Source organism: Streptomyces sp. NPDC002994, assembly GCF_040611155.1.
GTDB lineage: Bacteria > Actinomycetota > Actinomycetes > Streptomycetales > Streptomycetaceae > Streptomyces.
In genome coordinates, this window is the sequence record NZ_JBEXNQ010000008.1 from 303,306 (window position 1) to 314,663 (window position 11,358).

At 71.1% G+C, this 11,358-nt stretch carries 10 protein-coding genes and 1 pseudogene; 1 reads left to right on the top strand and 10 read right to left on the bottom strand.

The features are described 5' to 3' along the window. The first annotated feature begins 10 nt into the window (after window positions 1-10). Window positions 11-1,264: an APC family permease gene (locus ABZX79_RS13735; protein WP_355255643.1), complete on the top strand. Its 1,254-nt coding sequence runs from the start codon at window positions 11-13 to the stop codon at window positions 1,262-1,264. 318 nt (window positions 1,265-1,582) lie between these two features. Here ABZX79_RS13735 and ABZX79_RS13740 read toward each other — a convergent pair whose 3' ends face one another. From ABZX79_RS13740 to ABZX79_RS13785, 10 genes and pseudogenes are all read right to left on the bottom strand, one after another. Then, window positions 1,583-1,975, bottom strand: a complete 393-nt coding sequence (locus tag ABZX79_RS13740) for a YccF domain-containing protein (RefSeq protein ID WP_355255646.1) — start codon at window positions 1,973-1,975, stop codon at window positions 1,583-1,585. After that, complete coding sequence (htpX, locus tag ABZX79_RS13745; RefSeq protein WP_355255649.1) at window positions 1,972-2,835, bottom strand: zinc metalloprotease HtpX; 864 nt, start codon at window positions 2,833-2,835, stop codon at window positions 1,972-1,974. Before htpX ends, ABZX79_RS13740 begins: the two co-directional genes overlap by 4 nt. 151 nt (window positions 2,836-2,986) lie before the next feature. Beyond that, window positions 2,987-4,495 carry an NADH-quinone oxidoreductase subunit N gene (locus ABZX79_RS13750; protein WP_355255652.1) on the bottom strand — a complete coding sequence of 503 codons (1,509 nt, stop codon included), beginning with the start codon at window positions 4,493-4,495 and terminating at the stop codon, window positions 2,987-2,989. Next, window positions 4,492-6,051 (bottom strand): NADH-quinone oxidoreductase subunit M, encoded by a 1,560-nt coding sequence (locus ABZX79_RS13755; protein ID WP_355255721.1) that lies wholly within the window; start codon window positions 6,049-6,051, stop codon window positions 4,492-4,494. The genes ABZX79_RS13750 and ABZX79_RS13755 overlap by 4 nt, the downstream gene beginning before the upstream one ends. Window positions 6,052-6,078: 27 nt before the next feature. Then, window positions 6,079-8,073: an NADH-quinone oxidoreductase subunit L gene (locus tag ABZX79_RS13760; RefSeq protein ID WP_355255655.1), complete on the bottom strand. Its 1,995-nt coding sequence runs from the start codon at window positions 8,071-8,073 to the stop codon at window positions 6,079-6,081. Further along, complete coding sequence (gene nuoK, locus ABZX79_RS13765; RefSeq protein ID WP_355255658.1) at window positions 8,070-8,456, bottom strand: NADH-quinone oxidoreductase subunit NuoK; 387 nt, start codon at window positions 8,454-8,456, stop codon at window positions 8,070-8,072. Before nuoK ends, ABZX79_RS13760 begins: the two co-directional genes overlap by 4 nt. Further along, entirely contained in the window at window positions 8,456-9,016 is a 561-nt protein-coding gene (locus ABZX79_RS13770) for an NADH-quinone oxidoreductase subunit J (protein ID WP_355255661.1), read from the bottom strand. The genes nuoK and ABZX79_RS13770 overlap by 1 nt, the downstream gene beginning before the upstream one ends. After that, window positions 9,013-9,540 (bottom strand): 4Fe-4S binding protein, encoded by a 528-nt coding sequence (locus tag ABZX79_RS13775; protein WP_355255664.1) that lies wholly within the window; start codon window positions 9,538-9,540, stop codon window positions 9,013-9,015. Before ABZX79_RS13775 ends, ABZX79_RS13770 begins: the two co-directional genes overlap by 4 nt. Before the next feature lie 107 nt (window positions 9,541-9,647). Then, on the bottom strand, window positions 9,648-10,616 hold the full coding sequence (locus tag ABZX79_RS13780; protein ID WP_355255667.1) for a complex I subunit 1 family protein: 969 nt from the start codon (window positions 10,614-10,616) through the stop codon (window positions 9,648-9,650). Next, window positions 10,613-11,358 (bottom strand): annotated as a pseudogene (locus ABZX79_RS13785) (hypothetical protein); the annotation flags it as partial. The pseudogene ABZX79_RS13785 and the gene ABZX79_RS13780, both read right to left, overlap by 4 nt.

Here is an 11,358-nt window from a genome sequence, read left to right on the forward strand (position 1 = left end):
GGTGCGGCCCATGACACAGGAACTGCGGCGGACGCTCGGGGTCTTCGACGCCGTTGTGATCGGGCTCGGGGCGATGGTCGGCGCGGGGATCTTCGTGGCGCTCGCACCGGCGGCCGGCGCGGCCGGCTCCGGGACGCTGCTGATGGCGGGGCTGGCGCTGGCCGCTGTGGTGGCGTACTGCAACGCGATGGCGTCCGCGCGGCTCGCGGCCCTCTATCCGGCCTCGGGCGGGACGTATGTGTACGGGCGGGAGCGGCTGGGGCCCTTCTGGGGGTATCTGGCCGGCTGGGGTTTCGTGGTGGGGAAGACCGCCTCGTGCGCCGCCATGGCGCTGACCGTCGGGGCGTATGTGTGGCCGGAACAGGCGCACGGGGTGGCGGTCGGGGCGGTGGTCGTGCTGACCGCGGTCAATTACGGGGGCGTACAGAAGTCGGCCTGGCTCACGCGCGCGATCGTGGTGGTGGTGCTGGCGGTCCTGGTGGCGGTCGTGGCTGTTTGTGTGGGGGTGGACGGGCCTTCGCTCGGCTCGGGGCCTGGTGGGTCTGGGGCGGGTGGGTCTGGGGTTGGTGGAGTGCTTCAGGCCGGTGGGCTGTTGTTCTTCGCATTCGCCGGGTATGCGCGGATCGCGACGCTCGGGGAAGAGGTGCGCGATCCGGGCCGTACGATTCCGCGCGCGATTCCCGTGGCGCTGGGGATCGCGCTGGTGGTGTACGCGTGCGTGGCGGTCGCGGTGCTGTCAGTGCTGGGGGCCGGGGAACTGGCCTCTTCCGCTGCGCCGTTGGCGGATGCGGTGCGGGCGGCCGGCGCCCCGGAGCTGGCGCCCGTGGTGCGGGTCGGGGCGGCTGTGGCGGCGCTCGGGGCGCTGCTGGCGCTGATCCTCGGGGTGTCGCGTACGACGCTGGCGATGGCCCGGGACGGGCATCTGCCGGGCGTGCTGGCCGCCGTACACCCACGGTTTCAGGTGCCGCACCGGGCTGAGTTGGCGGTGGGGATGGTTGTTGCGGTGGTTGCCGCTGTGGGGGATCTGCGGGGCGCTATCGGGTTCTCGTCGTTCGGGGTGCTGGCGTACTACGCGATCGCCAACGCTTCGGCGTGGACGCTCGGGCCGGGGCGCGGGCGGGTCCTGGCGGCGGGCGGGCTTGTGGGGTGCGGGGCGCTGGCGTTCGCGCTGCCGGTGTCGTCGGTGGTGGCGGGGGCAGCGGTGCTGGCGGTGGGGGCGGCGGCGTACGGGGTGCGGCGGCGGGCGGGGCGTTGGGGTCGGTGACGCCGGGGCGTTGGGGTCGGCGACGTCGGGGCGTTGGGGTCGGAGACCCCCGGGGCGTTGGGGTCGGCGACGTCAGGGCGTTGGGTCGGAGACCCCCGGGGCGTTGAGGTCGGCGACGTCGGGGCGTTGGGTCGGAGACGCCGGGGCGTTGGGGTCGGTGACGCCCCGGGGCGTCTCCTCGGGTGCCGAACAATTCGGGTACTCGCGGTCGTTCGGGCTGGTTGCGTTCGACACCCTGCGGGGAGCGCCCCGGTGCGTCCCCTCCTGGCAGCGTGGACAGCGACACCCGGGTGGGGGCGTACCTGCGGGGGCTGGTGGTCAGCGGGTTGCGAACAGTTGGTCTGTTGGGACGATTTCTCGGCCCAGGGGGAGCAGCGAGAGCGGGACCATCTTGAAGTTGGCGATGCCGAACGGGATGCCGATGATCGTGATGCACAGCGCGACGCCCGTGACGATGTGGCCCAGCGCCAGCCACCAGCCCGCGAGGATCAGCCACAGGACGTTGCCCACGAGGGAGGGTGCTCCCGCGTCGTGGCGCTCTGTCGTGGTGTAGCCGAAGGGCCAGAGGGCGTACACGCCGATCCGGAAGGCCGCCAGGCCGAAGGGGATGCCGATGATGGTGATGCAGAGGAGTACGCCTGCGAGCAGGTAGCCGAGGAAGAGCCAGAAGCCGCTCAGGACCAGCCATATGACGTTCAGGATTGTCTTCATGGGCGGTGACCTGCCATCTGTTCGAGTCGGGCGATGCGTTCCGCCATGGGTGGGTGGGTCGAGAAGAGCCTCGCGGCTCCCTGTCCCGGGCGGAACGGGTTCGCAATCATCATGTGGCTCGCGGTCTCGATGCGCGGCTCGGCAGGTAGGGGCAGTTGTTTGGTGCCGGCGTCGAGTTTGCGCAGGGCGCTCGCCAGGGCGAGGGGGTCACCGGTGAGCTGGGCGCCGGAGGCGTCCGCCTGGTACTCGCGGGAACGGCTTACCGCCAATTGGATGACGGAGGCGGCGAGGGGGCCGAGGATCATGATCAGCAGCATGCCGAAGAGGCCCGGGCCCTCGTCGTCGTCGGAGCGGCCGATGGGGATCAGCCAGGCGAAGTTGACCAGGAACATGATCACGGAGGCCAGGGCGCCGGCGACCGATGAGATCAGGATGTCGCGGTTGTAGACGTGGCTCAGTTCGTGGCCGATGACGCCGCGGAGTTCCCGCTCGTCGAGGAGGCGGAGGATGCCTTCCGTGCAGCAGACGGCCGCGTTGCGGGGGTTGCGGCCGGTCGCGAAGGCGTTGGGTGCCTGGGTGGGCGAGATGTACAGGCGGGGCATCGGCTGGCGGGCCTGAGTGGAGAGCTCGCGGACCATGCGGTACAGCTGTGGCGCCTGGAACTCGCTGACGGGGCGGGCGCGCATGGCTCGCAGGGCGAGCTTGTCGCTGTTCCAGTACGCGTAGGCGTTGGTGCCGAGTGCGACGAGAACCGCGACAATCAGGCCCGTACGGCCGAAAAAGCTGCCGATGACGATGATGAGGGCTGACAGTCCCCCGAGGAGTACGGCGGTCCTCAGCCCGTTGTGCCGGCGGTGCACGGTGCGCCCTCCAAATGGTGCGGCAGGGGAACCCCTTGCTCGGAAGGGCCTTCCACATCCAGTGGACCCTCCCTCACTGGTCAACGCCAAGCGAGGGGGGCTAGTTCCCTTGTGCACCGGGCCGCCCGTTGGGCCATACGGGCAGCCCTGCTTACTGGAAGAGGTTCCCGGTGGCGAAGCGCAGTACCACCTGCGGTACGCCGGACAGGGCGATGCCGATGACGGCGGTGAGGACGATGGCGACCGTGACGGGCATGGGGACCGCGTGCTGGGACGGCTCGCCCTCGGGGGCGCGGAAGAGGACCGCCGTCCACTGGAGGTAGTAGTAGAGCGCGATCACTACGTTCGCCGCCATGACGACCGCGAGCCAGCCGAGTCCCGCGTCGACCGCTGCGGAGAAGACCGTGACCTTGGCGAAGAGGCCGATGATGCCGGGCGGCAGGCCTGCCAGGCAGAGGAGGAAGAAGCCGAGCGCGAGGGCTGCCAGGGGGCGGGTCGCGTAGAGGCCGCGGTAGTCGGAGATCCGGTTGAGCGGGTGCGTACGGGCTACCAGGGCGGCGACGGCGAAGGCGCCGAGGTTCACCACGGCGTACATCAGCGCGTACGCGACCGTGGAGCCGATCTGGTCGTCGCTGGAGTACGCCGCTGCCGCGATCGGGACCAGGATGTAGCCGGCCTGGCCGACGGAGGACCAGGCGAGCAGGCGGATCGCGCTGTACGCGCGCGTGGTCGACTGGCGCAGGGCGGCCACATTGCCCACGGTCATGGTGAGCGCTGCCAGCACGGCCATGGCGGGGCCCCATACGTCGGCGTACGACGGGAAGGCGACGACGGTGACCAGGATGAGGCCCGTGAAGCCGACCGCCTTTCCGATGACGGAGAGGTACGCGGCGACGGGGAGGGGCGCTCCTACGTACGTGTCGGGGACCCAGAAGTGGAAGGGGACCGCCGCTGTTTTGAAGGCGAAGCCGACGAGGGTCAGGGCGACGCCGGCCTTGGCGAGCGTGTCGAGCTGCGCAGGTACGTCGTCGAGGCGTACGGCGATCTCGGTGAGGTGCAGGGTGCCGGTCGTCGCGTAGATGAAGCTGACGCCCAGCAGCATGACGGCGGTTGCTGTCACGGAGGAGAGGAAGAACTTCAGGGCCGCCTCGGAGGAGAGGCGGTTGCCGCGCTTCATGCCTACCAGGGCGAAGGCGGGCAGTGAGGCGACTTCCAGGGCTACGACGAGGGTGGCGAGGTCCCGGGAGGCGGGCAGCAGGGCTGCTCCGGCCGCGGAGGACATCAGGAGGAACCAGAACTCACCCGCCGGCAGCTTGTTCTTCTCCGTCTCCGTGATCGAGAGCAGCGCGGTGAGCAGCGCGCCGCCGAGCACCAGGAGCTGGATGACCAGGGTGAAGTGGTCGGCCGTGTAGCTGCAGACGTCGGCGTCGGAGGTCAGGCAGAAAGTGGAGCGGTCGCCCTCGCGGAGCGGGAGGAGGGCGAGGAGCGCCGCTGCCAGACCGGCGATCGAGAGCCGGCCGAGGAGCTGCTTCTTGCTCTCGGGTACGAAGAGGTCGGCGACCAGGACGATCAGGCCCATGACCGCGGTGATCGTGGGCGGGGCGATCGCCCACCAGTCGACGGTCTGGACGAGGCTGGCGGTTTCGGCGGCCACGGTCACGACTTGCCTCCTGCGAGGAGCTTCTGCACGGCCGGGTCGGTGAGGCCGAGGAGGACCGCGGGCCAGAGTCCGGCAAGGACGGTGAGGGCGACGAGTGGGGTCCAGGCGGCGAACTCGTAGCCCTGGACGTCGGCGATCGTTGCCGGCTCGGCTGCTTGCCGCTGGGGTACGCCCATGCAGACGCGGCGTACGACGACCAGGAGGTACGCGGCGGTGAGGAGCGTGCCGACGCCGGCGATCGCCATGAAGGTGAGGAAGGCGGGGCGGTTGAGGCCCTCGGCGGGGTCGAAGGCGCCGAACATCGTCAGCATCTCGCCCCAGAATCCGGCGAGGCCGGGGAGGCCGAGGGAGGCGATCGCGGCGAAGGCGAGGAGGCCGCCGAGGCGGGGGGCGCGGCCGTAGAGGGCCGCGCCGGTGGCGCCGGCGAGGGTGTCGAGGTCGGCGGTGCCGTAGCGGTCCTTGAGGGCGCCGACCAGGAAGAAGAGCAGGCCGGTGATCAGGCCGTGGCCGATGTTGGCGAAGAGGGCGCCGTTGACGCCGGTGGGGGTCATCGAGGCGATGCCGAGGAGTACGAAGCCCATGTGGCCGACGGAGGAGTACGCGATCAGGCGCTTGAGGTCGCCCTTGGCGCCCTTGCGGGTGAGGGCGAGGCAGGCCAGGGATCCGTAGATGATGCCGACGACCGCGAAGGCGGCGAGGTAGGGCGCGAAGGTGCGCATGCCGTCGGGGGTGATGGGCAGGGCGATGCGGACGAAACCGTACGTGCCCATCTTGAGCAGGACGCCCGCGAGGAGGACCGAGCCGACGGTGGGGGCGGCGGTGTGGGCGTCGGGGAGCCAGCTGTGCAGGGGCCACATCGGGGTCTTGACGGCGAGGCCGAGGCCGATCGCGAGAACGGCGATGACCTGCACGGATGTGGTCAGTCCACGGCCGTTGTCAGTGGCGAGTGCCACCATGTCGAATGTGCCCGACGTCAGTCCGATGAGGAGGAGACCGAGCAGCATGACGACGGAGCCGAGCAGCGTGTAGAGGATGAACTTCCAGGCGGCGGGCTGCCGTTGGTCGCCGCCCCAGCGGGCGATCAGGAAGTACATCGGGATGAGGACCATCTCGAAGGCGAGGAAGAAGAGGAGGAGGTCGAGGACGGCGAAGGTCGCGAGCATGCCGGACTCGAGGACCAGGAGGAGGGCGACGAATGCCTTCGGGGAGGGGCCCTCAGGCATCTTGAAGTAGCTGTAGAGCGCGCAGAGGAAGGTCAGCAGCGCGGTCATGACGAGGAGGGGGAGCGAGATGCCGTCGATGCCGAGGTGGATCCTGACGTCGAGCGCCGGGATCCAGCTGATGTCGGTCGTGGCCTGCATCTTCGAGGGGTGGCTGTGGTCGAAGCCGAGGGTGAGGGCGATGGCGGCGATCAGGATCGCGCCGGTCACGGTCACGCCGTGGCGGAGTACGGCCTGCCCCGGGCTCTTGCCCTTCAGGCCGGGCGGGGCCGGGAGAAGGGCCGCGGCGGCGCCGAGGAGCGGGCCGACGACGATGAACGCCAGGAGGAACTGCATCACGGACGGGCTGATATCGATCACGGCTCACGCTCCGACGGCGGCGACGATGACGGCGGCGATCGCCAGGACGACGGAACCGGCGAGCAGTGCGCTGAGGTAGGTCTGCACGTTGCCGGTCTGGGCTCGGCGTACGCCTGCGCCGAGCAGGCGCGGGACGGCCCCCGCACCTCGTACGTACGTGTCGACCACTTCGCGGTCCAGGAAGCGGACCAGCTCGGCGGCTGCCACGACGGGGCGTACGAAAAGGGTGTGGTAGACGGCGTCCAGGTGGAAGCCGGCGGCCGCGGGGCGGTGCAGCGGGCCCAGCAGGAGCCGTCCGGGGTCGGCGGGGTCCGGGGCTGACGCGATGTCGCCGTAGGCGGGGGTGTGGGTGGCGATGGCTTCCGCCTCGGAGAGGGCCGGGCCGTCGCCGGGGTGGGCGGCTACGGCGCCGATCGGGGGGCGGGCCGCCATGGCGGTGGTGTGCCGCCAGGCTCCGTAGGTGACCAGGCCGCCGACGAGGGCGACGCCGGTGCCCAGGACGGCGGTGGTGACGGTCGGGGTGAGGGCGTGGCCGTCGAACCAGTCGGCCAGGTAGCCGACGGTGAGGCCGAAGGCGAGCGAGGGGACGGCGAGGACCCACAGGACGCCGTTCATGGCGATGGGCTGTTTGCCGTGATCCGGGGCGGCGGGGCCGCGGCCGCGGAAGGCGAGCAGCCACAGGCGGGTGGCGTACGCCGCGGTGAGGAGGGCGGTGAGCAGGCCCGCGACGAGCACGGTCCAGCCGGCACCGGAGGGGACGCCCGTGGTGTCGCCGAGCGATGCGTGTTCGGCGGCGACGAGGACGGCTTCCTTGGAGAAGAAGCCGGCGAACGGCGGAATCGCGGCGAGGGCGAAGAGCGCGATCGTCATCGTCCAGTAGGCGTCCGGGATGCGCTTGGCCAGACCGCCCATGCGGGACATGGCGGCCAGCGAGTTGGTGCCGGCGGCGTGGATGATCACGCCGGCGCCGAGGAACAGCAGCGCCTTGAAGGCGCCGTGGGAGAGGAGGTGGAAGACGGCGGCGCCGCGGTCGCCGACGGCCAGGGCGCCGGTCATGTAGCCGAGCTGGCCGATCGTCGAGTAGGCGAGGACGCGCTTGATGTCGTCCTGGGCCAGCGCGGCGAGCGCCGAGCCGACCATCGTGACCGCGGCCATGACGGCCAGGACGGTCAGGGCGGCGGCGGAGGCGGCGAAGACGGGGAGGAGGCGGGCCACGAAGTACACACCGGCGGCGACCATCGTCGCGGCGTGGATCAGCGCGGAGACGGGCGTGGGGCCCGCCATCGCGTCGGGCAGCCAGGTGTGCAGCGGGAACTGCGCCGACTTGCCGGCCACACCGGCGAGGAGCAGCAGGGCGATGAGGGTGGGGTGGTCCAGCCCGTCGCCGGCGACGGCGCCGAGGATGCCGGTGATCCGGAACGTACCGGCGTCGGCGGCGAGCGCGAACAGGCCGAACAGGAAGGGGACGTCGCCGAGCTTGGTGACCAGGAAGGCCTTCAGGGAGGCGGCGCGGGCTTCGGGCGTCTCCCAGTAGTGGCCGACGAGGAAGTACGAGCAGATGCCCATGATTTCCCAGCCGACCAGCAGCACCATCAGGTCGCCGGAGTAGACGACGAGCAGCATCGCGGAGGTGAAGAGGGAGATGAGGGCGGCGTAGGACGGGTAGCGCGGGTCGTCGCGCAGGTAGCCCGTCGAGTAGAGCTGCACGCAGGTCGCGACGACCCCGACCAGGACGGCGACGAGGACCGCGAAGCCGTCGAGGTGCAGGGCGAGGTCGATGGGGACCGACCCCGTGGGGGTGAGCTGCGTCGAAGCGTCGATCGGCCCGCCACCACCCTGGCGTACGGCGACGATCGCGGCCAGCACGGCGGCGGCCAAGGTCGGCAGTACGGCCAGGGGCCGGACGAATCCCGGGGCGGTTCGGCCGAACAGCAGGCCGGCCGCGGCGCCGAGGAAGGGAAGGAGGGGGACGAGGACGGCGAGGGTCGTGGTCGTCACGCGGCGGCCTCAGCCTTCTGTGCGGCCTCTTGTGCGGCCTTGTGTGCCATGGCGGAAGCTTCGTCGTCGGCGGCCTGGCCTTCGACGGTGTCGCGCAGCTTGTCGATGTCCGAGGTCCCGCGGTTGCGGTAGACCATCAGGACGATCGACAGGCCGATGCCGATCTCCGCCGCGGCGATGGCGATGGTGAAGAGGGTGAGTGCCTGGCCGGCGTGCAGGGCGTCGCGGAGCCAGACGTCGAAGGCGACCAGGTTGAGGTTGACGGCGTTGAGCATCAGCTCGACGGACATCAGGACCAGGATCGCGTTGCGGCGCGCGAGCACTCCGTACAGACCGGTGCAGAAGAGGAGGGCGGCGAGCACGGCGGGATAGGCGAGGTGCATCAGCGCTGCTCCTTGTCGCTGTCGCTCTTGCGGGAGAGGACGATCGCGCCGACGAGTGCGGCGAGCAGGAGAACCGAGAGCGCCTCGAAAGGCAGCACCCAGTGCTGGAAGAGGATCTGGCCACTGACTTTGGTGGAGCCCTGGGACGGTCCGTCCAGGTCGATCCACTGGGTGCGGAACGCGTCCACGACCACCCAGACGAGTGCGGCGGCCGCGGCGAGGGCCACCACGAGGGCGGCCCAGCGGTTACCGGAGTCGGCGTCCGGGGAACGCCCGATGGGCGCCTTGGTGAGCATCAGCCCGAAGAGGAGGAGGACGACCACGGAACCGACGTAGATCAGGACCTGCACCCAGGCGATGAACTCGGCCGTCAGCAGGAGGTACTCGACGGCGAGGCCGCCGAGGGCCACGACCAGCCAGAGTGCGGCGTGCACGAGCTGCTTGGTGGTGACGGTGATGACGGCCGCGCCGAGGGTGGCGATGCCGACGAGGAGGAAGGCGATCTCGACGCCGGTCGGGGAGAGGAATCCCTGCTCGGCGGCTGCGGCGAGGTGGCTCATTCGGCGGGCCCCTGCCCCTCTTCCTGCTGCGCTGACTGTTCCTGGGCTGCCTGTTCCTGGGCTGCGGCGAGCTTTTCGGCGGCCTTGCGGGCTGCCGCGATCTCCTTGGGCTCCTCGGCGCCCGGGTCGAGCGCGGGTGGCTCAGGGACCGTCCACATCCACTCGCGGAGCTTGTCCCGCTCGTGGGTGAGTTCGTGGATCTCGGTCTCGGCGTACTCGAATTCCGGGGACCAGAAGAGCGCGTCGAAAGGACAGACCTCGATGCAGATTCCGCAGTACATGCAGAGCGAGAAGTCGATCGCGAAGCGGTCGAGGACGTTGCGGCTGCGCTCACGGCCACCGGGGGCGGCGGCCGGGACCGTCTCCTTGTGCGAGTCGATGTAGATGCACCAGTCGGGGCACTCACGGGCGCAGAGCATGCAGACCGTGCAGTTCTCCTCGAACAGGCCGATGACGCCGCGCGAGCGGGGCGGGAGTTCGGGCTGGACGTCCGGGTACTGCGCGGTGACGTTCTTCTTCGTCATCGTGCGGAGCGTGACGGCCAAGCCCTTGGCGAGGCCTGAGCCGGGGAATGAGCGGGGCCGCCCGGAGGGCGTCGTTGAGGGGTGGTGGTCGGGCGACGGGCGGGACATTACTGGATCGCCACCTTCACGATGCCGGTGAGCGCGATCTGCGCGAGAGCGAGCGGGATGAGTACGGTCCAGGCGAGCTTCTGGAGCTGGTCCTCGCGCAGCCGCGGGTAGGTGACCCGCAGCCAGATGACGCCGAACGCGAGGATCGCGGTCTTGAGCAGCGTCCAGACCCAGCCGAGGCCGTCCGCGCCCCACGGTCCGTGCCAGCCACCGAGGAACAGGACGGTGGTCAGACCGCAGAGGACGACGATTCCGGCGTACTCGGCGAGCAGGAAGAGCGCGAAGCGCAGGCCCGTGTACTCGGTGTACGCGCCGAAGATGATCTCCGAGTCGGCGACCGGCATGTCGAAGGGCGGCCGCTGGAGTTCGGCGAGGCCGGCGACGAAGAAGACGATCGCGCCGACGATCTGCCACGGCAGCCACCACCACTCGAAGGCGTTCAGGATGCCGGGCAGCGAGACGGTGCCGGCTGCCATCGCCACGGAGGCGGCGGCGAGCAGCATCGGCAGTTCGTACGCGAGGAGCTGGGCGGCGGTACGCAGGCCGCCGAGGAGGGAGAACTTGTTGGCCGAGGCCCAGCCCGCCATGAGAGAGCCGAGCACGCCGACGCCCATGACGGCGAGCACGAAGAAGATGCCCGCGTCGATGACCTGGCCGACCGCGCCCTCGCTCGGGCCGATCGGGATCGCGACGAGAACCAGGAGGTACGGGAGGAGGGCGACGGCGGGTGCGAGCTGGAAGATACGGCGGTCGGCGTTGGCCGGGACGATGTCTTCCTTCTGCGCGAACTTCACGCCGTCGGCGACGAGCTGGGCCCAGCCGTGGAAACCACCCGCGTACATGGGGCCGAGGCGGCCCTGCATGTGCGCCATCACCTTGTGCTCGGTCTGCCCCACGACGAGCGGCAGGACCATGAACACGGCGAAGACGATGACCAGCCGGAAGGCGACATCGAGTACGTCGTTCACGCGTCGTCGCTCCCTTGGTCCGGAGTGGGGCCGGTTGTGCCCTTGTCGGCGGAGCCGGCGGCCGGACGGCCGGGCTCCTTGGCGGCGGCCGCGTCGCCGCGCAGGGCTTCGTCGGCCGCTGCGTCGGCGGCTTGCGCCGCGTCGGCGTCTGTATCTGCGGACGCGCCAGTTCTGGTCGCCGCCGGGTCCGACTCCGCGCGCTCCTCAGCGTCCTGGAACGCGGGGCGCGCGTGGTGCCAGGGCGCGTCGGCGCTGCGCGGGGCTGCGGGTGCGGCCTTGCCTTCGGCGGGCGCGGCACCCTCGGCCGGCGGCGTCGCGCCCTCCGGCGTCGCGCCAGTCGTCGACGCCTCCGCCGCCTGGCTCACCGAGCCCTCGGACACGCCGCGCGGCGCGGCCGGAGCACCGGCCCCGCCATCGGCGGGCGTGGTCTGCGCGGCGGCGCCCTCGGGCTCCGGAGACGGCTGTGTCGCCGGCGCGGCGCCAGCCGCTTCCGCCGCCTGGCTCGCCGAGCCCTCGGACACGCTGCGAGCGCGGCGCGGTGACGCCGGGGCACCGGCGTCGCCCTCGGCCGGCGGCGTCGCGGCTTCCGCTGCCTGGCTTGCCGAGCCCTCGGCAACGCTGCGCGTACGGCGCGGCGCGGCCGGAGCCGTCGCCTCCGGCGCGGGCGTCGCGCGGCGCGGGGGCCTCGGGGGCGTGCCTTCCGGGGTGGGGGGCGCTGCCTCCGGCGCTTGGGGCGCCGAGC

Excerpts from the sequence above, each read along its gene's own strand:
- ABZX79_RS13740 (WP_355255646.1), bottom strand. The coding sequence starts at position 1,975 with ATGAAGACAATCCTGAACGTCATATGGCTGGTCCTGAGCGGCTTCTGG.
- ABZX79_RS13770 (WP_355255661.1), bottom strand. The coding sequence starts at position 9,016 with ATGAGCCACCTCGCCGCAGCCGCCGAGCAGGGATTCCTCTCCCCGACC.
- ABZX79_RS13755 (WP_355255721.1), bottom strand. The coding sequence starts at position 6,051 with ATGCAGTTCCTCCTGGCGTTCATCGTCGTCGGCCCGCTCCTCGGCGCC.
- ABZX79_RS13735 (WP_355255643.1), top strand. The coding sequence starts at position 11 with ATGACACAGGAACTGCGGCGGACGCTCGGGGTCTTCGACGCCGTTGTG.
- nuoK (WP_355255658.1), bottom strand. The coding sequence starts at position 8,456 with ATGCACCTCGCCTATCCCGCCGTGCTCGCCGCCCTCCTCTTCTGCACC.
- ABZX79_RS13775 (WP_355255664.1), bottom strand. The coding sequence starts at position 9,540 with ATGACGAAGAAGAACGTCACCGCGCAGTACCCGGACGTCCAGCCCGAA.